The following is a 21,592-nucleotide window of genomic DNA, read 5'->3' as shown; positions in this document are numbered from 1 at the left end:
GGCCGGATGCTTCGGCCGCGCCTACAATTCGCGAAGCAATGTTTCGGCCGATTTCGCCACCAGTTGCGCGCGCTTGCGCGGGCCCCGTTCGAGAAACAACAGGCTCTGGCCGAACACGAAGCAGTAGAACAGGAACGCCTGCGCATCGGCTTCCTCCGGAGGCAAGCCGGTCGCGCGGTAGAGATGCCCGACATTCTTCAGCCGCGCCGCATCGACGCTCGCCACCGCGTTGGCCGCGAGCTCGTCGGAGCGGGCCCATTGCCGGATCGCGAGCTCAACCGCCATGCCTTCGGTATTCATCCGTTCGGAGTAGAGCGCGATCAGCGCCTTCAGCCGCTCGCGCGCCGTGGCGCCGTCGAGGCTGGTATGCTTTACGATCGCGGCGATGCGCCCCGCGCTCCAGCGTTGCAGCATGGCCTCGAGCAGGGCCGCACGGTCGCGAAAACGGCGGTAGAAGCCGCCTTTGGTCACGCCGAGGTTTTTTGCCAGCACCTCCACCCGCACTCCCCCGACGCCGGACCTGGCGATTTCCTCAAAGCCGGCTTCGATCCAGCTCTCGCTCCGCCCCTCGCCGATTCGCGTGTCTGCCTTGGCGTCGCTCTGGGGATCGCTCATGGTCCGGTCTCACCGATTCTTGATACGGTGCCGTATTGCTAGCCCGAATATGGCCTGATACGCTACCGTATCAGAACTAAAAAAGCGGGAGCAAACGATGGAGACGGACGCGACCTATCGCGGCACGGTCTATCCTTGGCAATGCGATCATGTCGGGCACATGAACATCATGTGGTATGTCGGCAAGTTCGACGAGGCGAACTGGAATCTGTTCGCAAGGCTGGGGCTGACGCCGTCATACTTGCGCGAGTCCGGCCGCGGCATGGCCGCCGTGCAGCAGAACATCACCTACAAGCGCGAGCTGCTGGCCGGCGACATCGTCGAGGTCAGGAGCCGGCTCGTGGAAATCCGCGACAAGTCGATCCGCTTCATGCACGAGATGCGCAACGCCGAAACCGACGAGATTGCCGCGACTTGCGAATTCGTCGGCGTGCACATGGACCGGCAGGCGCGGAAGTCCGCGCCGTTCGCGCCCGCGATCCGTGACGCGGCTGAAAAGCATCTCGAACCGGCGATGGCATGAACCGCGTGTCGCGCTTCGAGCCGAAGAATCCGGATTACCGCGCGATCGCAATCGCCACGTTCGAGCAGCAGCGGGCGATGAAGACGCTCGGCATTTCGATCGCGCGGCTGGAGCCGGGCGAGGTCGATCTCAAGATGGACTATCGGGTCGACCTCACCCAGCAGCATGGCTTCATCCATGCCGGGATCATCACCGCAGGGCTCGATAACGCCTGCGGCATCGCGGCCTTCACGCTGATGCCGGCGGCAACCGGGATTCTCACCGTGGAATTCAAGACCAACCTGCTCGCGCCCGCACGCGGCGAGCGCTTCGCGTTCCGCGCCACCGTCGTCAAGCCCGGCCGCACGCTGACGGTGTGCGAGGGCAGGGCCTATGCCGAGCAAGACGGCAATGAGACACTGATCGCGACCATGAGCGGCACGCTAATGGCGCTGCCGGCCCGTGAAGGTGCGGCGTCGCAGGGGAGTGCGCGGGCATCGGCCTGATGCGCTGATCTCTGTTGCAGTGCAGCTTTGTGCTGCAGCCATGGCGATCCGGAGAAATTCCTTCTATGGTCCCGCCGTGCAACTGAGTCTTTCAATTTGATCATCTCCACCGCGCAAGGCGTGCTGGGACTGGCGTCGGGGATGCTGGTCGGGTTCTCGCTCGGCCTTGTCGGCGGCGGCGGCTCGATCCTCGCGGTACCGCTGATGGTCTATGTGGTCGACGTGGCGGAGCCCCATGTCGCGATCGGCACCAGCGCGATCGCGGTGGCTGCGAACGCCGCGATCAACCTGTCCAACCATGCGCGCGGCGGCACCGTGATCTGGTCCTGCGCGCTGATCTTCGCCGCAGCCGGGATGGCCGGCGCCTTCGGCGGTTCGATCCTCGGCAAGATGGTCGACGGCCAAAAACTGCTGGCGCTGTTCGCACTGGTGATGATCGTCATCGCGCTGTTGATGCTGAAGACGCGTTCGCGCATCGGCCTGCCTGACGTCAAGGTCTCGATGTCGAACATGCCGGCCATCGTCAGTCTTGGTCTGGCGACCGGGACGATATCGGGATTCTTCGGCATCGGCGGCGGCTTCCTGATCGTGCCGGCCCTGATGCTGGCAACCGGCATGCCGATCATGAACGCGGTCTCCTCGTCGCTGGTCGCGGTCACCGCGTTCGGCATGACCACGGCCGCCAGCTATGCCTGGTCCGGGCTGGTGTCGTGGGCATTGGCCGGGCTGTTCGTGGCGGGCGGCATCGCCGGCGGATTGGCCGGCACGCGTTCGGCACGGCACCTCGCCGAGCGCCGCGGTGCGCTCAATATCGTGTTCGCCGTGGTCATTATTGCGGTGGCGCTCTATATGCTGGCGCGTAACATATCCCCATCTCCGGCGTAGACAGGGGATGCAGCCCTTCGCGAGACCCACATGATGCGATCGAACAATCCGGCCGGGACCGGCCCGGGATGCACACGGCGCACGGCGCTCGGCCTGCTTGGCGGCGGTGCCGCGCTGCTCGGCGCCGGCGCGGCACAGCGACCGGCGTTCGCGCAACGAAGCGACGACGTGCTGACCGAGGCGCTGGTGCTGCGCGACCCTGATGTGCCCTCCACCGGCAATCCCGACGGCGACATCAACATCGTCGAATGGTTCGACTACAACTGCCCGTATTGCCGCAAGATCGCGCCCGAGATCAGCCAAGTGGTGCAGGACGACGGCAAGGTTCGCCTGGTGCTGAAAGACTGGCCGATCCTGGGCGAGGTCTCGAAATTCGGGGCGCGGATGGCGCTGGCGGCGAAGTATCAGGGCAAGTACATGGCCGCGCATGAGGCGATGATCGGCGTCAGTTCGAAATTGACCGAACCGCGCATTCGCGAATTGCTGGCCGGCGCCGGCATCGACATGGACCGCCTCAACCGCGACGCCACGGCCAACGCCAAGGCGATCGATGCCATCCTCACCCGCAACCACGATCAGGCGGTGGCCTTTGGATTCAAGGGCACGCCGTCCTTCATCGTCGGCAAGTTCCGCGTGCCGGGAATCCTGACCATGGCGGAATTCGAGATGGTGATTGCCGACGCGCGCAAGGCGAAGAAGACCAACTAGAGATCAGAAAAAAACGCCGTCGCGAATGACGACGGCGTCAATCCTGTGCTCTGTCGCCGAAATTACTTCGACGAAATCTTGACCCATTCCTCATGGGTGCGCGTCTTCAGCGTCTTCCAGTCGGCCGCCGCGACGTCCCAGTTGACGATGGTGCGGTTGGCCTGCGCGACCTGGCCGCTCGCGACGCTCGACGTCTGCATGGAATCGTAGACATAAACGCTGCCAACCAGCAGCAGCGCACCCAAAATCATTCCGACAAACGTCTGCATGGCAATCCCTCCGTTGCGGCTGATAACGCCGCACCCGGAGGATGGTTCCATGTCTACGGGCCATCAAGCCATTGCAGCATTTCCGCATTCATCTCGCGCGGATAGGTATGGCTGAGATCGTCGACTTCGCGGTAGGTGACCTTGGCACCCGCGGCCGACAGCGCCTGGCTGGTCTGCCGCGCCACCTGTACCGGAAACATCCAGTCGAGCCGGCCATGCACGATATGAACGGGCAGGCCGCGCAACCTGTCGGCATCGGCCATTTCCGCCATCAGCGGATGAAACGTCGCCGCCACCGGGGCGAGGTGGGTAAAAGGCGACGCGCTATCGAACCCCGTCACGTAGCAGAAGGTGCCGCCGTCGCTCATTCCGGTCAGCAGCATACGCTCCGCATCGATGTTCCATCGCAAGCGCACGGATTCCAGGATGCGCATCAGGTTCGGCGTATCGCTGTCATCGCCCATCAGCGCCCAGGTGCTGCCGGTGGCGGTCGGTGCGATCACGATCGCGCCGCGGCTGCGGGCGTCGCGCAGCCAGCTCCAGAGGAAGCCGCGGCCATTGCCGCTGCCGCCGTGCAGCGCCATCACCAGCGGCCAGGCGCGATCGGGCGTGTAATATTCCGGCACATACAGCGAGAAGCCGCCGCGGCTGCCGGGCTCGTTCTGATTGTGGAAGACGCCGGTGTTTTCATTGGCCGGCGCCGCCAGCCGCGCCGCGAGATCGGCGTCGCCGTGCAGTGCAGGATCGACAAAGAACTGGTTCACCGGCGGCAATCTTGCCGACAGCGCATACAGCGCCTCCTGCGCGCGCGGAGCGTAACGCAGCGCGCGAAACAGGCTGACGAAATCGCCATGGCCGCTTTGCACGACGCGCAAGGCTTCGAACGCAGCGAGCGCCGCATCGCTTGCTGTTTCGAGCGGAATCTTGATGTCAGCGAAACCCTCGGGCCATTGCTCGAGCCGCGGCCGAAGCGCGCGCAGCGCGTCGTCCGGCTTGCCGGCAGCTTGCATCACGCGGTCGAAATCCGGCGGATTGAGATAGCGCGCGATGAAGCCGAGGGCTTCCAGCGATTGCAACAGCGGCGGCAGCACGGCCACGATGTCGTCCACCACGGCCTCACTCATTATGCATTCCTATCCCAAAGCGTTTTCCAGCAAAGCATGTCCTCGGACTTGATCCGGGGATGGTGATCGGTTCGCGTCAAGAAAACGCGTCAAATCAAAAATCCAGAACCCAGTTTCGATTCCATCGGAACGGGGCTCTAGTGTAACCGTGGCGCCTTCAACAGCCTGGCGCGGTCGGTCGAACTCAGCACCACGTCGAAGGTGACGCCCTCGTGGTAGACGGTGAGCGGCACGTCGACGCCGGCAGCGCCGAGCGACCAGAGTTTTCGGTAGAAGCCGGTCTGGCTGGTGATCTTGTCGCCATTGACCGCGAGGATGACGTCGCCGGTCTTGAGTTCGGCGCGCGCTGCCGGTCCCTTGCTGGCGATGCCGACCACCACGACGCGGTTGTCGATTTCGGTGGTGTACATGCCGAGCCACGGCCGCGCCGGCTTGTTGACGCGGCCGAATTTCCTGATGTCGTCGAGCACGGGCTTCAGCAGATCGATCGGCACGATCATGTTGACGTGCTCGGCCTTGCCCTCGCGCTCGCGTTCGAGCTGCAGCGAGCCGATGCCGATCAGTTCGCCGCGGCCCGAGATCAGCCCGGTGCCGCCCCAATTGGGATGCGCGGGATGGGTGAAGATCGCCTCATCCAGCAGATATTCCCAATAGCCGGCGAATTCCTGCTTGGCCGCGATCTGGCTTGCGACCGAGCGGGTGCGCCCACCGGCGCCGCCGACCACCACGCGATCGCCGATCTGGGCGGCGGCGGAATTGCCGAGCGGCAGCGGCTCGAGATCGAGGTCGCCGAGCGCCTGCACCAGGCCGAAGCCGGATTCGAAATCGAAGCCGAGCGCGTGGCCTTCCACCACGCGGCCGTCGCCGCGATGCAGCCACACCGCTTCGGCCTCAGTGATGAGATAGCCGATCGTCAGCACCAGCCCGTCATCGATCAGCACGCCATTGCCGGCGCGTTCGGTGCCGAGCGTCTCCGCGCTGAAGGCGTCGGACGGAATGATCGAATGCAGCCCGACCACCGACGACAGGGCTTTGTCGAGGTCGAACGCGTAGTCGCCCGGACGCGGCTGGTTTGCGGGCGGCACTCTCCATTCGGTCAAAGAGGGCATCGATGGTCTCCTGGCGAGCCGGCGCGCTTTAATGCGAGGAGCGCGCGGGAATTCATGACAATCTATGCTGCAAACGGCCGTCTTGAAAGTGTCCCCCAAAATGGGCCGTCATGCGACTCATAAGAGGGCAGATTCACAAATGTTCCGTGGCCGTTGAGGATCATTCCGCATTCGCCCGCGCCCGGGCCGGCATGATCCGGAAGTCGCGGTTGTCCTTCAGCCAGCCTGCGCGCTCGTCACGCAGCAGCGTACGGCGAACCTTGCCGGAATCGTCACGCAAGCCGACGGTGCCGGCCTCAAAACTTTCCGGGTGCTTGTAACGGCTGAGCCGGTCGGCCAGGAATGCGGCCATGCCGTCGGCAACCGCTTGCGCATCCGTGCTGCCGTCGAGTTCGAGGATGGCGTGCACGCGCTGTCCGAATTCCGGATCGGGCAGGCCGACGACGACGCAGGAGCGCACCTCGGGATGTTCCGTCACCGCCGCTTCGACCTCGGCCGGATAGATGTTGGCGCCGCCGCGTAAAATCATGTCGGCGAGGCGGTCGCCGAGATAGAGATAGCCTTCCGCATCCAGCATTCCGATATCGCCGAGCGATTCCCAGCCGTCGGCGCGGCGCTTCGGCTCGGCGCCGAGATAGTGATAGGTCGAGCCGGCGCCGTCATTGGGCAGGAAGTAGATCTCGCCGGTTTCGCCGGTGGCGACCTCGTTGCCGTCTTCGCCGATGATGCGCAGGCGCGCGGTCTCGCCGATCTTGCCGACCGAGCCGCGGTGTTCGAGCCATTCAATGCCCGATATGATCGTGGCGCCCTGTGCTTCGGTGCCGCCATAGAGTTCGTAGATGCGCTCGGGCCCCAGCCACTCGATCCATTTTTCCTTCAGCCATGGCGGCATGGGTGCTGCCATGTGAAACACGATCTGCAGGCTCGACAAGTCGTAGCGGTTGCGCACCTCGTCGGGCAGCGCCCAGATCCGGTGCATCATGGTGGGCACGAAATTGACCCACTGTACCCGGCTGGCCTCGATCAGGCGCAAGCATTCCTCGGCGTCGAACTTGATGAGGCCGGTGACGCGTCCGCCGTTGAACAGCGCGGTGTGCGAAACGATGAAGGGGGCGTTGTGGTAGAGCGGGCCGGGGTTGAGCAGGGAAGCGCCGGGTGGCATGCCGAGCGCCGCCGGTCCGGCGGTATCGACCACGGCGGGCTTGTGATCGAGGATCACTTTCGGCCGACCGGTCGAGCCGCCGCTGGTCATCGCCTTCCAGTAGCGCGCCACCGGATTGTTCACGGGCTCGTCTGACACGCCCTCGGGCACGAAATCGGCTGGCAGTGAATTGGGCGCGTTCCAATCCGGCTGGCCGCCGACCACCAGCGATGGCTTGAGAATATCGAGCACCGCGGCAGCCTCGCCGCGCGGCAGCCGCCAGGTCAGCGATGTCGGCGTCGCACCGCATTTCCACACCGCAAAGGTGGTCTCGAAAAACACATTGCTGTTGGGCAGCCCGATGGCGACGAAATCGCCGGGCTTGACGCCCTTGGCGGCAAAGGCGCGCGCGCGGCGGTTGGCGTTGCGCTCGAGTTGCTCCCAGGTGATGGCATCGGCCCCGTGACTGACCGCGATCGTGTCCTTCGGTTTCCGTTCGGCATACCAGCGCGGCACGTCGGCGATGGGAATGAGCATGGCGTTTCCGTTGGCGGGCGTGGATGCCGCTCTTGTGTTCTGACGAGGCGGGCGCCTCAAAAGTATCGTGACAGAATTAGGTGGCTGAGTGAAGGGAGACCGGAGCATGTGTGCTGGGTCGGAACGCATTTGCCCGGACATTGTTACCGGCTTGAATCAGCGCAGTGGCGCCATGTTTGACGCAAGGGATCGGCGCGCTGCGAGGCAGACCGCGAAATGAAAAGGCCCCGCCTCGGCGGGGCCTTCCTACGCGGGCGTCGGGCGTCTACGCGATCAACTCACCAGTCAGAAACGACAATGTTGCCGTAGGGCGCGTAGTCGATAGGCGCCGGCGCGCCAAACGCCGGGGCCGGCACATAGGTCCGGCGGCTCACCACGACGGTGCGTGGCCGCACAATCGGCGGTGCTCCGATAACCGGCCCTGGTGCGACGTAAACGCTGCCCGGAGCCACTGCCACGGGATACGGGTCGGCTACGGGATAGGCGTCGGCATATGAATCGACATAGATTGCCTGTGCCGATGCACCGGTGACGCCGAAGGCCAACAAACCGGCGATTGCCAGGCCGGCCGTCGAGCAAATGCGCGATCTCGTTGTCATGTTCCGCAATCTCCTTCACTGCTTGTTACGGCTTGCAACCGAACAACCGAACCCACACCGCGCGCGGTCGTTCCCGGCGCTCACGAGGTTTTTGACCGCAAGTTCCACCGTGATAGCCTCGCAGCTTACGGACCGGCCAGGATATCGGTATCCAGCGGGCGATCGCGAGAAGCAAACCATTCGGCGCGAAGCGCTGCATGGCGGCGAGCGCGATCGTTGATCGGCAGCTTCAACCCCTCGAGCAGGCCCTCAACCTCGCAGAGCGCGGGGAGGCGAGAGACCTCCCCATCGATGCCGGGCATTGTTTCGCAGAGCGCGTCCAGCGCGGTGAGTCCCCGGGGAAAAAGGTCGCGATAAATCGGGCGGTCGTGAAAGCCGGGTACAACCCGGAAGCCTGCATTGAGGGCCAGCTCCTGCAAGCAGCCGCAAAGAACTTGGGCGGTCGATGATCGTTGCGGCGAAATCCGGTTGCGCACGACCACCCAATCGATGTGGGCGCCATCGACCGGCCGGCGATGGCGACGCGTCTCGCGCACCAACTCGCCGTAATGGCTGATCCCCGTGACCGTCAACGTGACCGGATCGAGCGTCGCCAGCACATCGAGGTCGACAAAACTGTCGCTGAGCGGCGTCACCAAGGTGTCGGTGATCGAATGGGCGAGCCGCATCAGATAGCTGTCATGCGGAGGCGTATCGATCACGACGAAGTCATGGTGATCCTGTGCAGCGGCAATCGCTCGCTGAAAATCGGAGCATTCGGCGGCCTCGTTTTCCGCCACCATGGCACCTTCGACGCGCGCGATGCAGAAATGCGTCGGCAACTCCAGATCGACTTGGTTCCGCCGGGCCCAGCCGCGCCGGCTCTCGACATAATGGGTGAGGGTCCGCTGCCGGCTGTCGAGGTCGACGGTTGCGACGCGCTGGCCGGCCTTCAGCAGCGCAACAGCGAGGTGCATCGCCACCGTGGTTTTTCCCGACCCGCCCTTCTCGTTTCCGACCACGACGACATGCGGCGGCACGCGCAATTGGTGTACGGGCGCGGTAAGCACGGTGCGCCTCGAACTGTCGGTTGCTTTCAAGCCTGCTCAGGAGGCACGCAGCCCCTGCAGGCCAAGGGGTTAAATAACTGCGCAAGCAGCCGGTTTGTTCCTAGACGCCTCCTAGTCGCCCGATGCTACCGGTCATTTTTCGCAAGCCCCAAGGTGACTGGCGGGCCTGCAATGGCGCGCCAATCACCGGAGATTCAATTTCACAATGGCGCGTGTGCCTTCGGGGACGGAACGCATTTGTGTTGATGTCGTTGCCGGCTCGAACCGAAGGCCAACCGATGGATGGCGCGATAAATCCGCGCGACCAAATCCTACGGATCGAGCTCGGTATCCCAATAAAGATAATCCAGCCAGCTATCGTGCAGATAGTTCGGCGGAAACAATCGCCCGTTCCGATGCAGCTGATGCACCGTCGGCGCGAACGGGTGTTGCCTTGGAAACATCCGCGCCTGCTGCGGCGTCAGATTGCCCTTGCGCAGATTGCATGGCGAACAGGCCGCGACGACATTTTCCCAGGTGGTCTGGCCGCCCTTGCTGCGCGGGATGATGTGATCGAAGGTGAGGTCGTCATGCGCGTGGCAGTACTGGCAGACGAAGCGGTCGCGCAGGAAGACGTTGAACCGGGTGAAGGCGGGATGCGTGGTCGGCTTGACGAACGACTTGAGCGACACCACGCTCGGAAGCTGGATCTCGAAGCTCGGGCTGCGCACCGCGCGGTCGTAATGCTCGACGATATTTACGCGATCGAGAAACACCGCCTTGATCGCGTCCTGCCACGACCAGAGAGACAGCGGGTAATAACTCAGCGGCCGGAAATCCGCGTTCAGCACCAGTACCGGCCAACCGCCCTGCGAGACATGTGCGTTCAAGTAACGCTCCTGACCCCCATGTTAGCTGCGAAGCAGCATGCGCCCTGCATACTACAGGCAGCGTGACGGGATTGTGAAGAGCGTTCCGGGGCTTATCCAGCGAGGGGAACGCGGGGTTTGTCGACCGGAGCCCGGAAAAAGCCTCGGTTCCTCACCCGCCCATGCCGGGCGTTTGCAGTCAATCCATCGTGATAGGGGCCGGGGCAGGCGATCTGCGCTCTGACGAGACGCAGGCACACGCCTCCGATGGCTTCAAGCAGGACACCGGCTACGGTTTGGCGGCGCTGGTGACGAGCTTCAGGCCCAGACCGAACATGACAGCACCGGCCGCCCGATCAACCCACGACTTGTACGACAGATAAGCCCGCTGCGGGCCTGACGACGAGAAGAGAAGGGCGACCAGTGCATACCAGGCGGACTCGACGAGAAACACGGCTGCAAGCAGCGCGGCAGCGAACCCCAGCGAGAAGGACGCGGGGAGAAAGGCGGCGAACACGCTGGCATAGACGATGGCTGTCTTCGGGTTGCTCACCTGCGTTGTGAAGCCCAGCCAGAACGCACCAAGGGGCCGGCTGCTGCCCTTGCCGCTGTCGGCGACGGCCACGAGAGGCCGCTGCGCCGATCTGAATATGAGAAAGCCGAGGTAGCAGAGATACAGGCCTCCCAGAACCCTGAGCCCTGCATAAAGCGCCGGCACCGCCAGCAGGACGCTCTGCAGCCCGAGCAGCGCCGCCGCGCCGAAGATGGCGCCCCCTGCGCCCATGCCCAGCGCGGTGGCAAGCGCCCGGATTCTGCTCGATGCGACAGCCACGCGGGCCACCATCACGAAGCTCGGCCCGGGGCTGATCACCCCGACGCTGAGCGCGGCGACGATGCTGGCGAGCGTTGCAAGTTCTTGCATTGTGATCCTCCGGGGTGGCTTGCACGGGCTTGAGCATAACAGGCACGACTATTCAGTGTGCGGCGGAGCTTTGACCGCCCATTCCGGATCGGCACCGAACGGGTGATCCATGAAGAACACCCAGCTGCCATCAGGCAACCGGCGGTGAACCTCCATGCCGTGGTGATGCACCTCGGTCGGCTTGCCGTCTTCGCCGATGCCCTTGATCAGCCATTGCGACCGCGTCATCGCAAAATCGCCGGAGACCGTGGTGTGATGGGTCACGACATCCATATGCGGCTTCAATCCGACATAGGCGGCCATCGTCTGGCGAATGCCGTCCGCGCCGCGCGCAATGCTGCTGCCGCCATGGACTTCGTCGACCTGAACGATCGAGGCGTCGGGGTGGTACATCGCGGCCGCGGCATCGACGTCCTGCGCATTGAACGCGCGTGCCAGCCAGAGATTGCAAAGTTCGGGGGACGGAGCACCCATGGCTCAACTCCCATGTTCAGGGTTGATCGATCAGCGAATTGACGGAGCCGCCTCATGCGCCGGCGTAAAGCTGCACTGGCATCGTGCTGTGTTCCCTCATCTCGCTTTCGCGTTGCTCCGACAGGTAACGTCTGGCGGAGCGGAAAGCACGTTGGAAATACGCCAGCGCGACTTGCGAAACTGCAAGGGACCCCTAGCTGTGCAGCCATGGAGGACTGGAACGAGCCCCAACTCGTGTTGGCGGTGCATCGGGCAAGCAGCCTCACCGGCGCCGCCAAAGCGCTTGATATCGACCATTCGACCGCGTTCCGGCGCCTGAATGCGCTGGAAGCGCGGCTCGGCGTTCGCCTGTTCGAACGGCTTCCCGGCGGCGCATACCAGGCGACGCCGGCGGGCGAGCGCATGGCGACCGCGGCCGAGCGCATGGAAGACGAGGTGCTCGCCATCGACCGTGACATTGCGGGCCGGGACCACCGTCTCTCCGGCCGCTTGCGCGTCACTGCCTCGGAGACGCTCGCGTATCGAAAGCTGACCGGTCATTTGGCAAGGTTCCGGCAAACCCATCCCGGCATCGTCGTCGAACTCGTGGTCGACAATCGCGTGCTCAACCTCTCGCGCCGCGAGGCTGATATCGCGCTTCGCCCGATGCGGCCGAAGGAGGGCGATCTCTGGGGCCGCAAGCTCGCCGACGTCGCATGGACGATCTATGGCGCTGCTGGCTATCTCGAAGAGAGCGGCGGGGCCGTTTCATCCCCGGAAGATCTCGGCCGCCACGCGCTGATCGGATGGGAGGATACCGCTGGCGGCATCATGGCGGCGGACTGGCTGAATCGGATGGTGCCGGGTGACGCCTTCGTTTATCGGACCAACAGCCTCGTCAATCAGTTCATCGCCGCCAAGGCCGGCATCGGTCTTGCGCTGCTTCCCTGCTATCTCGGCGACGAAGATTCCGATCTCGCCCGCGCGCTGCCTGGTCTTGTGCCGGACCTGGCTGGTGAACTCTGGATCGTGACTCACGCTGACCTGAAACGAACCGCGCGGGTCCGCGCCTTCTTCGATATCGTTGGAGAGGGCCTTGCGCGTGAGCACAAGTTGTTTGACGGGCGAGGCCGGTCCCTTCCTGCAGCCTAGATCTTCTCCAGCTTCTGCAGGCAGCGGCTCACCCGAACCTCCGGTGGCATCGGCGTATCCGGAAAACTGGTCTTCCAGTCGGTGACGCCGACTTCGCCGACATAGATGTCGCCCCTCGAATCCATCGCGATGCCGTGGGGCGCGAGGAATTTGCCGGCCTCCAGCCCCGGGCCGTTCTCACCGCCGAGGCGGGCGATGCGCTTGCCTTTTGAATCCACGATCGAAAGCCTTGGGCCGAGATTGGGCACCTTGCGATTGACGGCCATGCCGGGCCCGAGTTCGCCGACAATGAAGGTCGGCTGCTTGCCGCTACCGCAGCGGCACAGCGCGCAGGGCCGGTGCAGAAAGTTCCACTGCGTCTCGTATTTGCCGTCGCCGTCGAACACCTGCACGCGGTGGTTCTCGCGGTCGGCGACATAAACCCAGCCGTCGGCATCGGTTGCGATGTTGTGGACGATGTTGAACTGGCCGGGATCGGTGCCGGGCGCGCCCCAGGTTTTCAGCAGCTTTCCATCAGGCGAATATTTGTGGACGCAGGCATTGCCGTAGCCGTCCGAGACATAGATCTCGCCCTTCGGCGACAGCGCCGTATGGGTACAGCGGTGAAACGGCTCGCCGCTCATGAACAGTGCCGGCTTGTTCGGGATGCCGATCGTCAGCAGCACCTTGCCGTCGGTCGTGCACTTGCGCACGGTGTGGTCGCCGTCATCGGTGCAATAGAGATTGTCGTCGGCGTCGATGTGCAGGCCGTGGGCGCGGTTGAACAGGCCTTCGCCCCAGCTCGTGATGAAATTTCCCTCGCGGTCCAGCACCACCATCGGATGGTCGCCGCGGTTGAAGACGTAGATGCGGTCCTTGCTGTCGACCGCGACCGAAGCGGCGTCGGTCAGGCTCCAGCCGTCAGGCAGCTTGGCAAAATTCTCCACCACGCGGTAGCGGTGCTCGCCCGAGCCGAGAATGGTCGACATGCGTTTCTCCCCATTTGATATTTTGTTGGCGGGAGTGTTGCAGAGACCTGTCCGAAGCACGAGTGGGATTTGCGCATGGCACGTTTCTTCCAGACTAGCTCCCCATATCCTCCGCCGCGATGATCCGCTGGCGAAGCGCCAGGCGTACCAGTTCGATGTCGGAGGCGACGCCGAGCTTGGAGCGGATATGATAGCGCGTGTTGGCTGCGGTCTTGACGCTGATATGCAGCGTGTTTGCGATCTCGTCCACGGATTTCTCCGCCAGCAGCATGCGCAGGATCTCGAATTCCCGTGCGCTCAGCGCATCGATCGCCGAAGGCTCGCCGGCGAGGCTGTTGAGGGCGAGTTCGTGGTCGATGTCGGGGCTGAGCGCGATGCGCCCGGCCATGACCTCGGTGATCGCGCGCAGCAGCGCCTCGGGCGGGTTGCTCTTGGTGACATAGCCGCGTGCGCCGGCCTTGATCGCCTGCACCGCATAGGCGGCGCTCTGGTGCATCGTGAATACGAGGATGCGCGCGGACTTGTCCCATTGCCGGATCCGCCTGATCGCCTCGACTCCGCCAATGCCCGGCATCGACAGGTCCATGATGACGAGGTCGGGCCTGGCTTCCTTGTAGACGCGATAGGCGTCGGCCCCGTTGTCGGCTTCAGCAACGACCTGGAGGCGATCCTGCTTCTGTAACAGCGAGCGATAGCCCTCGCGCACGATGGCATGGTCGTCCGCCAGCATCACGCGCGTGCGGCCTGCGGTGTCCGCCAAGTCTAAGGCTGCCATGGCTAAGGCTCCGCCCGCATGGTGGGAATGCGCGCAACAAGCCGGGCGCCGCCCGCCTCGCGCCGCTCGAATTGCAAGGTCCCTCCGAGCGAAACCACGCGCTCCTGCATGCCGAGCAGTCCCATGCCGGCTTTTGGCGTGAGGCTGGCGCCGGCGACTTCGCCGTCGTCCTCGACGGTCAGGACGATGTCGGCGTCCCCGGCCTCGAGACGCAGCTGCACGTGCCGGGCCTGCGCGTGCTTTGCCGCGTTGGTGATGGCCTCCTGCGCGATCCGATAAAGACTGGCGCTGACGCCGGGCGGCAAATCGTCGGCCTCGCCAATGACGGCAATCTCAAACCGGGTGCGGCCCTTCTCAAAACCGTTCCAGCTCGCCACCAGGCTTTCGAGGCTGAGGGTGAGGCCGAGTTCGTCGACATCGGGCGGACGCAGGCGCACCAGCGCGCCGCGCAGGGTTTCCATCATATGCGCCGTCGTGCGCGAGATGCCCCGGCATTCCTCGTAGAGTGGCGGGCATTCGCGCTCCGCGGTATGGGCGGCGGCGGCAGCCTGCGCCGCGATGGCGGAAAGCGACTGGCCGAATTCGTCGTGCAACTCGCGTGCAAGATGGCGCCGCTCCTCGTCCTGCACTTCGATCAGCTTTCGCGTCAGGGCGTTGCGTTCGGCGAGGGTGGTCTGCAGCCGCTCGGCAAGGGTGTTGAAGACGCCGGAGATGACAGACAGTTCCGCGAGATCGAAACGGGGCAGGCGCGCGGAAAGGTCGTTGGCCGCAAGCTGGTTCAGCCCAGCGCTAATCGCCTGGGTCGGCCGCAGCGCGCGCGCCAGCGCGGCATAGACCGCAACACATAGCCCTGCCAGCGCAAACGCCATGATGGAGAGCAGCCGGCTCGCCTCGCGCCAGCTCTGGCCGATCTGGGTGGCGGGGTCGAAGGTCGCGATTGCCATGCCCCGGGCACTGCCCGCCACGACGACCGGCATCGAGACCGGTTCACCCGGACGAAAGATGGCGCGGTAGAGCGACGCGAAGATTTCGGGCGCGGCGATTTCGTCGGCGAGCGCCCCGCTGCAGACTCCTTGCCGAAACGCGCCGGCGTTGTCGCGGTAGGCGATGCAGAGCCCCGGCTCCATCAGCGCCGCGATCCCCTGCAAATCCGGCGTTGTGTTGATGGACACCGAGACCCATTGCGCCCGCGATTGCTGCAACGAGATATCCCGGGCCACGATCTCGGCGATACGGCTTGCTTTGGCCTTCGCGGCACGGTCGCTGTCAAACAAGGCGTAGGCCGCGACGGCAATGAAGCAAAGGCCAGCGAGCGCCGCGACGCGTAACGCCAGCCGCAGCTTCAGATCGATGGCGGGCGGGCGGCTCGCCACGGAGTTGGATGCCTGTCGCAAGCTTCCCCCTAAGCTTCCTTCCATCAGCTTCGAATAGTGAGGCAAATTTCGCCGGGAAGGAAGCGGGGCAAGAGCGACAGGACAAGATCGGGTATTTCACCCGGCCCTTTCAGGGAAGGCTGCCGTTTCGGCAGGGCAGCAGATAGGGCGATGTCGCAACGATTAAGGTAGTTCTGAGTTGGCAGTTCCGAGGTGATCCATGCGCTCCATCGCCCTTATCCTCGCACCGGCAATGGTGCTTGCAGCGCTCGCGGCGGCTGGGGCCGCCGAGACGGCCGCGCCGTCGCCGATCAAGATTGCGGTGTTTCCGTTCGAGCTGGAGGATTTCAGCGCCGGGGCCGCCTACGTTCCCCCTGATGACATCGACCGCGAGCAATTGCGGCTGTCGACGGAGGAAGCCCGTCGGCTGATCGCGGCATCCGGGCGCTACCAACTGGTCGACGTCGGCGCTGCGAACGACCAGGCGGCGAAAGCAGGCAAGTTGCGCGATTGCGACGGCTGCGACGCCCGGATCGCCGCCGGCCTCGGCGCAGATCAGTCGATGATCGGGATCGTCACGCGCATCACCCGAATGGAATACGCGGTCACTTACAAGCTCCGCGATGCCAGATCCGGCGCGATCGTCGCGGTCGCGCAGACCGACCTGCGGATGGGCGCCAACGTGGCCTGGAGCCGCGGGGCGCGGTGGCTGATCGAGAACCGTCTGCTGGTGCAAGTGAAATAGTTGCCAGAACGAGACGCAAGTTGCAAAGGAACCATTTGCGATGGAAAATCTGATGAAACTACGGATGTTGAGCCTCGCTTTGACCGCCGCCACTGTTGTCTGCGCCTGTTCTGTCCGGCAAGGTCGGGCGCAGGCGCCGACGCTCGTGCTCGCCGTCGCCGAAATCCACTATGTCGACACCTCGGGTGAGGTGATCGATCAAAGCGCCGACCATCGCCGGCGGCTGCGTGAATTCGAAGCCGCGTTGCGCAGCGATCTGGTAGCGAGCGGAAAGATAGCGAATGCAGCGCTTGAATGTCCGCCAAACGCCTGCTCGGTGGGCGACATCCATGACGGTCAACTGCTTGGCAAGGCGAAGGAGGCCGGCGCCACCCATCTATTGATTGGCCGCTTTCACAAGATGAGCACGCTGATACAGCAGGCGAAATTCGACGTCATCGACGTGAAAGCGCGGAAAGTCGTGTTTGATCGCTATATCAGCTTCCGCGGCGACAATGACGAGGCCTGGCGCCGGGCGGAATCCTTCCTTGCCCGGCAAATTCTCGATCACGGCGAATGGTGAGCGGCAGCGCTGGCGTCAGCGCTGCAGCAGCCCCTCCTCGATCGCCTTGATCTGCAGCGCCAGGTGCTTTGAGCCGATGCGGCATTGCGCGAGGCCGCCGGCGATCAGCCAGAGGCCCGGCTGGCCGGTGCGGGTGTAAATGTTGCGCAACTCCTGGGCCTCGCCAAATCCCCAGATCGTGCCGACGCGCTTTTCGACCAACGCGCCGAACAGCTTTCGCACCAGCTCTTCCTGGCGCTTGTAGCCGGTCGCCAGCACGACGAGGTCGGCGGCGACAGTCTCGCCGCTTTTCATCCTCGCGCCGCCGGCCGTGAACGTGTCGATATCGGCGAATTGCCTGAGCGCGATATCGCCTTTGACGATGAGATCGGAGCAGCCGACGTTGAAATAATAGCCGCCGCCGCGCGTGAGATATTTGAACTGCCAGCCGGTATTGTCTTCGCCGAAATCGAGCTTGAAACCGACGCGCTCCAGGCCATCGAGCAATTCCTTGTCGAGCGCCTTGGATTTTTCCGCCGTCAGCGCGTGGCTCTTGCGCGCCAGCTTGAGCGGCATCGAGGTTGCGATCAGGTCGTTATCCTCCAGCGTGCCCTCGTTATAGGGCGCGTAGACCAGCTGCGCCGATGGCTCGATGCTGACGATCAGCGTGGAAGAGCGCTGGAACAGCGTGACGTCAGCGCCGCTGGAATGCAGGTCCTGCGCGATGTCGTGGCCGCTGTTGCCGGTGCCGATCACGATCGCGCGCTTGCCCTTCCAGTTCTCGCCGTCGTCATACTGGCTGGAATGCATCACCTTGCCGGCGAAACCTTTAAGGCCGGGGATGTCAGGCACGCTCGGAATGCCGCTGACGCCGGTCGCCAGCACGACATGGCGCGGATGCATGGTACGCTTAGCTCCGTCGGCGCGGCGCAGCGTCACCGTCCAGCGGCCTTCCTTCTCATCATAGGTGCCGCCCTCGAACTCGGTCTCGGTCCAGAAGTTCAGCTCCATGGCCTCGACATAGGCTTCGAACCAGTTTGCGAGCTTGTCCTTCGGGATGTAGGTCGGCCAGTTCGGCGGGAAATGCAAATAGGGCAGGTGGTTGACCTGCACTTGATTATGCAGCGTCAGCGCGTGGTAGCGCTTGCGCCAGTTGTCGCCGATGCGCTTCTCACGATCGACGATCAGCGTATCGACGTTCAACTGCTTCAGCCGCGCGGCAATGGAAAGACCGGATTGTCCGCCGCCGATGACGAGGACGGTCGGGTCGCGGCCGGCATATTCGGCGGAGGCCTTGCGCAGGTCGAGCCAGTTGGGGCCACGAAAATCGCGCGAATAGGCATTGCCACGCGGGCGCGCGACGCCGAGTTGTTCCTCAAAACCCTTGAGTTCGCCAAGCTCGGTCAGCAGCGTCCAGGCCTTGAGGCGGTTGCCGTCGTCCGCATCCGGAATCAGCCGGATGATGCCGCTGCCGCGCCCGACTTTGGTTTCGAATTTGAAGATCGCCTCGATCGCATTGGTGCCGGCGCGCATCACCTTGCGCGGCGCGGCGCGATCGGGCGCAATGGCAAAGGCGCTCGGCTCAGCGCTGCGGGCCAGTGGCGGCAGCGCCTTCAGGATGGCCTCTCTGCCGTTCAGCGTTTGAATGTTCCAGCTCAGCGCCAGCACGTCGCGCCAGTAGCTGTCGGGATGGAACAGCGTCTTCAGCAAGGCTTCATCGGGTTTCGCCAGCGCCTCCTCGAACTGCGCGAGCCAATTGTCCGCGGCTACCGAACTGTCGTCCGTTCTGTCGAGCATGAGCGTTTCCCGTCACCAGCCGTCTGCGCGGCGTTCCCTGTCCTTCGAGCCTATACCCAACCGGGACGGCGCAGAAAGGGCGCGGGGAGATGCCGCCTATTCCGATAGAGAGAGGATAAGCCCCTGATCCGGCGGCACGCGGCCGTTGAGGGTATCAAGATAGGCGCGTTGAACGGCCGCAGGCCCGTGGCTCTCGCTCACTTTCACCCACTGATCCAGCCTCGGGACGAAGCCTGACCATGCGGCGCCAAACCGCATGTCGACGCCGCCCGGTCCCCATTCCTTGGCCCGCTTGCGGATCTGGTCCGGCGCGAAGAACCAACTCGGCTTCGCGCCCGGCAATTCCGGCTCGTCGGCCGCCGTGCTGCGATGGGTTAGCCCGACCCGGCCGGAGTATTTCATCTGCTCGCCGAAATGCCGGTGCAGTTGTTCGCGCAAGGAACTGTTGCCCGCCATGTCGACATACGCCACGGGCAGGTCCGCCGCCATCGAGTTCACACGGTCATAGGTCACAACGTCGTCGTAGCAGCCGAGCGATTTGACGAACTCGCTATTGCCGGCCGAAGTCAGGCCGATCACCTTGATGCCTCTCGCGTGCACAAGATGCGCAAGGCCATAGGCGGTCTTGCTGGAGGCCGAGGAGAGCATCACGCGCTTTGCGCCATAGAATTCATTCTCGGCGAGAAAGTCATCGACCAGGAACGACAGCATGAACAGCGGTCGCAGCAGCGCCTGATAGTCGCCCTGCTTGCCGGTAAACGCCGGATCGCCGCTAACGCGCGCATAGGCGTTGTAGACCGGCGCCACGCCTTGCCGGTGCGCGGCGCCATCGCGTAGGCCGCGCTTGCTGACGTCCGCGGCTTCGATCACAAGATGCGTCGCCATCGGAAAATAGCCGAACAGCGTTTCGCCTGCGGCAATGGCAGGATGCTTCGAGGCAATCACCTCGCCAAATCCCCATACCGGGACGTTGCCGAAACCTTCGGGCGCCGGAAACAGCTGCCAATACTTCAGACGATCGCCGAGCACGGCATAAGTGATGTTATTGGCGGTGAAGGCGAAGCGGGTGACCTTCACCAGCAGCGCTTCATCGGGCAGTGCAGTTGCGTCAGGCAGTTGCGTCTCGATTACCTTGCATTGCTGAAGATCATTGCGGGCAACGATGAAGTCGGTGGCTTGCATTGTTTCGATCCCTGCTTCTTACATGCAGCGATCTTTGCGCCGTCCGATGACCGTTTTGCAACAGCAATGATGTTTAAAACGCTGTTCGGATTTCATGCAGGAATGCCCGCAATCGCCGGTTCCGTCATTGCCTGCGACAAACGCGAAGCGTTTGCGCAAGGGAGCGCAGCGACGAAGCAATCCATGCCTCCGCGTGTGGCGCTATGGATTGCTTCGCTTCGCTCGCAATGACGCGGAGAGTGCGGAACGTATCCCTCACCCAATCGCACGCAGCCTACCTTCGGCATGGAGATCGCGCAGCTTGCGCTTGAAAATCTTGCCAGTGGCTTCGCGGGGCATCGCGTCCATGAACTGGATGTCCTTTGGCACCTTGAAGTTGGCGAGACGTCCGCGCAAGAACTCCTGCACGGCGCCCGGCGACAGTGCGGCATCCGCCTCCGGCTCGATGCAGGCAAACAGCCGCTCGCCGAACTCGTCGTCGGGGACGCCGAACACCGCGCAGTCGCGCACGCCGTCCATGCCGATCAGCGCGTTCTCGATCTCGGCGGGATAGATGTTGACGCCGCCGGAGATCACCATGTCGCGCTTGCGGTCGCACAGGAACAGATAGCCGTCTTCATCGAGGTAACCGACGTCGCCGACGCTGACGAGGCCGTCGCGGCCTGCTTCAGCGCGAGCCTCGGCCTTGCCGTGATAGTCGAAATCCGGCACCGACATCTGCCGCATGAAGATTTCGCCGGGTTCGTTGACGTCGCACAGCGAACCGTCCGGGCGGAAGATCCTGACGATGCCACCTTCGATGGCGCGACCGACGGTGCCGGGTTTCGCCAGCGCCTCCTCGGCCGAATGCCATACCGGGATTCCGGTTTCGGTCGAGCCGAAATATTCGTTGATGACCGGTCCCCACCACTCGATCATGGCGCGCTTGACCTGCGGCGGGCAGGGGGCCGCCCCGTGCACGATGAAGCGCAGCGACGACAAATCGTAGCGCCGCTTCACCTCATCCGGCAGTCGCAGCAGGCGGACGAACATCGTCGGCACCATGTGCTGGTGTGTGACGCGATGCCGCTCGATCAGTTGCAGCATGTCCTCGGGATCGAAGCGCGGTTCGAGCACGATTGTGCAGCCGCTGCGGAACGCCAGCATGCCATAGGAATTCGGCGCCGAGTGATACATCGGGCCGTTCATGAGAATGATCTGATCCTCGTTCGGCTTGACGCCATAGGCGATGCCGCCGACGCGCGCCGAGGCCGTGGCCTGTTCCGGCGTCATCGGCTTCCGGCGCACCCCCTTGGGCAGGCCGGTCGTGCCCGACGTGTAGAACATCGGTCCGCTGCCGACCGGAGCGTCCTGCAACGGCGCATGCGTGTCGCTCCAGCGGTCCCAGTCGGTCATGCCGTCGGGGACCTGCGTCAGCGAAGGCGCAACGTTGAACGCCGCGGCGATTTCCGGCGGCGTCGTCACCACCAGGAGCCGCACGTCTGCGGGCAGGCCGTCCTTGATCTGCGGCAGAAAATCAGCGTGGCAGACCAGGATTTTCGCGCCGCTGTCGGCCAGGATATAGGCGACCTCCTCGGCCTTCAGATGCCAGTTGATCGGCACCACCGGGCTGCCCAGCGCCGCCGCGCCGCCCGAGACTTCGAAGAACGCAAAATCGTTGCGCAGCATCATGCCGACGGGCGTTCCGCCACTGACGCCGAACGCCCTGAAGCCCGTCGCCGCCCGCGCGATGCGGGCGTGGATCTCGGGATAGCCGATTTGGCGTTCGCCACTGATGATCATGACAGGCACT

Annotated in this window: 24 protein-coding genes; 8 read left to right on the top strand and 16 right to left on the bottom strand. The window is 64.0% G+C overall.

The genetic code is table 11. The features are described 5' to 3' along the window. Positions 1 to 21: 21 nt before the first annotated feature. Complete coding sequence (locus IVB05_RS39430; protein ID WP_346771890.1) at positions 22 to 576, bottom strand: TetR/AcrR family transcriptional regulator; 555 nt, start codon at positions 574 to 576, stop codon at positions 22 to 24. Positions 577 to 712: 136 nt separating this feature from the next. Here IVB05_RS39430 and IVB05_RS39425 point away from each other — a divergent pair, with 136 nt between their 5' ends. The 4 genes from IVB05_RS39425 (at position 713) to IVB05_RS39410 (ending at position 3,216) form a co-directional block, all read left to right on the top strand. Next, positions 713 to 1,138 carry an acyl-CoA thioesterase gene (locus IVB05_RS39425; protein WP_247781467.1) on the top strand — a complete coding sequence of 142 codons (426 nt, stop codon included), beginning with the start codon at positions 713 to 715 and terminating at the stop codon, positions 1,136 to 1,138. Positions 1,139 to 1,143: 5 nt separating this feature from the next. Beyond that, the gene (locus IVB05_RS39420) at positions 1,144 to 1,623 is read left to right on the top strand and encodes a PaaI family thioesterase (RefSeq protein ID WP_247787328.1); all 480 of its coding nucleotides are present in this window, start codon (positions 1,144 to 1,146) and stop codon (positions 1,621 to 1,623) included. 99 nt (positions 1,624 to 1,722) lie between these two features. After that, positions 1,723 to 2,508 carry a sulfite exporter TauE/SafE family protein gene (locus tag IVB05_RS39415; RefSeq protein ID WP_247787327.1) on the top strand — a complete coding sequence of 262 codons (786 nt, stop codon included), beginning with the start codon at positions 1,723 to 1,725 and terminating at the stop codon, positions 2,506 to 2,508. Positions 2,509 to 2,538: 30 nt separating this feature from the next. Beyond that, a complete protein-coding gene (locus IVB05_RS39410; RefSeq protein ID WP_247781466.1) occupies positions 2,539 to 3,216 on the top strand; it encodes a DsbA family protein in 678 nt (225 codons plus the stop codon). 62 nt (positions 3,217 to 3,278) lie between these two features. Here the strand turns inward: IVB05_RS39410 and IVB05_RS39405 are convergent, their stop codons facing one another. The 9 genes from IVB05_RS39405 to IVB05_RS39365 all read right to left on the bottom strand — a co-directional run bounded on the left by IVB05_RS39405 (position 3,279) and on the right by IVB05_RS39365 (position 11,288). Then, positions 3,279 to 3,485, bottom strand: coding sequence for a hypothetical protein (locus tag IVB05_RS39405; RefSeq protein ID WP_247781465.1), 207 nt, complete (start codon positions 3,483 to 3,485; stop codon positions 3,279 to 3,281). A 53-nt stretch (positions 3,486 to 3,538) separates the two neighbouring features. Continuing rightward, positions 3,539 to 4,609 carry a phospholipase gene (locus tag IVB05_RS39400; protein ID WP_247781464.1) on the bottom strand — a complete coding sequence of 357 codons (1,071 nt, stop codon included), beginning with the start codon at positions 4,607 to 4,609 and terminating at the stop codon, positions 3,539 to 3,541. 137 nt (positions 4,610 to 4,746) lie between these two features. Continuing rightward, positions 4,747 to 5,718 carry a S1C family serine protease gene (locus tag IVB05_RS39395; RefSeq protein ID WP_247781463.1) on the bottom strand — a complete coding sequence of 324 codons (972 nt, stop codon included), beginning with the start codon at positions 5,716 to 5,718 and terminating at the stop codon, positions 4,747 to 4,749. A 160-nt stretch (positions 5,719 to 5,878) separates the two neighbouring features. Further along, positions 5,879 to 7,396, bottom strand: coding sequence for an AMP-binding protein (locus tag IVB05_RS39390; RefSeq protein WP_247781462.1), 1,518 nt, complete (start codon positions 7,394 to 7,396; stop codon positions 5,879 to 5,881). 278 nt (positions 7,397 to 7,674) lie between these two features. Then, entirely contained in the window at positions 7,675 to 7,995 is a 321-nt protein-coding gene (locus tag IVB05_RS39385) for a hypothetical protein (protein WP_247781461.1), read from the bottom strand. Between the two features lie 125 nt (positions 7,996 to 8,120). Next, entirely contained in the window at positions 8,121 to 9,044 is a 924-nt protein-coding gene (locus IVB05_RS39380) for a division plane positioning ATPase MipZ (protein WP_247781460.1), read from the bottom strand. Positions 9,045 to 9,355: 311 nt separating this feature from the next. After that, the gene (locus tag IVB05_RS39375; RefSeq protein WP_247781459.1) at positions 9,356 to 9,913 is read right to left on the bottom strand and encodes an HNH endonuclease; all 558 of its coding nucleotides are present in this window, start codon (positions 9,911 to 9,913) and stop codon (positions 9,356 to 9,358) included. Between the two features lie 268 nt (positions 9,914 to 10,181). Then, positions 10,182 to 10,814, bottom strand: a complete 633-nt coding sequence (locus tag IVB05_RS39370; RefSeq protein WP_247781458.1) for a LysE family transporter — start codon at positions 10,812 to 10,814, stop codon at positions 10,182 to 10,184. Between the two features lie 48 nt (positions 10,815 to 10,862). Beyond that, entirely contained in the window at positions 10,863 to 11,288 is a 426-nt protein-coding gene (locus tag IVB05_RS39365; protein WP_247781457.1) for a nuclear transport factor 2 family protein, read from the bottom strand. Between the two features lie 207 nt (positions 11,289 to 11,495). Here IVB05_RS39365 and IVB05_RS39360 point away from each other — a divergent pair, with 207 nt between their 5' ends. Continuing rightward, positions 11,496 to 12,419: a LysR family transcriptional regulator gene (locus IVB05_RS39360; protein WP_247781456.1), complete on the top strand. Its 924-nt coding sequence runs from the start codon at positions 11,496 to 11,498 to the stop codon at positions 12,417 to 12,419. Here the strand turns inward: IVB05_RS39360 and IVB05_RS39355 are convergent. From IVB05_RS39355 to IVB05_RS39345, 3 genes are all read right to left on the bottom strand, one after another. Then, positions 12,416 to 13,387, bottom strand: a complete 972-nt coding sequence (locus tag IVB05_RS39355) for a peptidyl-alpha-hydroxyglycine alpha-amidating lyase family protein (RefSeq protein WP_247781455.1) — start codon at positions 13,385 to 13,387, stop codon at positions 12,416 to 12,418. The two genes, IVB05_RS39360 and IVB05_RS39355, sit on opposite strands and share 4 nt — an antisense overlap. 94 nt (positions 13,388 to 13,481) lie before the next feature. Continuing rightward, on the bottom strand, positions 13,482 to 14,162 hold the full coding sequence (locus IVB05_RS39350) for a response regulator transcription factor (protein ID WP_247781454.1): 681 nt from the start codon (positions 14,160 to 14,162) through the stop codon (positions 13,482 to 13,484). A 2-nt stretch (positions 14,163 to 14,164) separates the two neighbouring features. Beyond that, positions 14,165 to 15,556: a histidine kinase gene (locus IVB05_RS39345; RefSeq protein ID WP_247781453.1), complete on the bottom strand. Its 1,392-nt coding sequence runs from the start codon at positions 15,554 to 15,556 to the stop codon at positions 14,165 to 14,167. 199 nt (positions 15,557 to 15,755) lie between these two features. Between IVB05_RS39345 and IVB05_RS39340 the strand changes: the two genes are divergently transcribed. Further along, positions 15,756 to 16,280 (top strand): DUF3280 domain-containing protein, encoded by a 525-nt coding sequence (locus IVB05_RS39340; RefSeq protein ID WP_247781452.1) that lies wholly within the window; start codon positions 15,756 to 15,758, stop codon positions 16,278 to 16,280. Between the two features lie 52 nt (positions 16,281 to 16,332). Then, positions 16,333 to 16,842, top strand: a complete 510-nt coding sequence (locus IVB05_RS39335; protein WP_247781451.1) for a DUF2380 domain-containing protein — start codon at positions 16,333 to 16,335, stop codon at positions 16,840 to 16,842. 15 nt (positions 16,843 to 16,857) lie between these two features. Here the strand turns inward: IVB05_RS39335 and IVB05_RS39330 are convergent, their stop codons facing one another. Together IVB05_RS39330 and IVB05_RS39325 are read right to left on the bottom strand one after the other, a co-directional pair. Beyond that, positions 16,858 to 18,618 (bottom strand): NAD(P)/FAD-dependent oxidoreductase, encoded by a 1,761-nt coding sequence (locus tag IVB05_RS39330; protein ID WP_247781450.1) that lies wholly within the window; start codon positions 18,616 to 18,618, stop codon positions 16,858 to 16,860. Positions 18,619 to 18,714: 96 nt separating this feature from the next. Further along, positions 18,715 to 19,800 (bottom strand): DUF2855 family protein, encoded by a 1,086-nt coding sequence (locus IVB05_RS39325; protein WP_247781449.1) that lies wholly within the window; start codon positions 19,798 to 19,800, stop codon positions 18,715 to 18,717. On the opposite strand from IVB05_RS39325, the gene IVB05_RS39320 reads away from it, so the two are divergent. Further along, on the top strand, positions 19,756 to 20,031 hold the full coding sequence (locus tag IVB05_RS39320; RefSeq protein WP_247781448.1) for a hypothetical protein: 276 nt from the start codon (positions 19,756 to 19,758) through the stop codon (positions 20,029 to 20,031). The two genes, IVB05_RS39325 and IVB05_RS39320, sit on opposite strands and share 45 nt — an antisense overlap. A 24-nt stretch (positions 20,032 to 20,055) precedes the next feature. Here IVB05_RS39320 and IVB05_RS39315 read toward each other — a convergent pair whose 3' ends face one another. After that, on the bottom strand, positions 20,056 to 21,582 hold the full coding sequence (locus IVB05_RS39315; RefSeq protein ID WP_247781447.1) for an acyl-CoA synthetase: 1,527 nt from the start codon (positions 21,580 to 21,582) through the stop codon (positions 20,056 to 20,058). Between the last annotated feature and the right edge of the window lie 10 nt (positions 21,583 to 21,592).

Source organism: Bradyrhizobium sp. 170 (assembly GCF_023101085.1).
Classification (GTDB): domain Bacteria; phylum Pseudomonadota; class Alphaproteobacteria; order Rhizobiales; family Xanthobacteraceae; genus Bradyrhizobium.
Note: the sequence above shows the minus strand (reverse complement) of the source record. Positions and strands in the feature narration are given on the sequence as shown.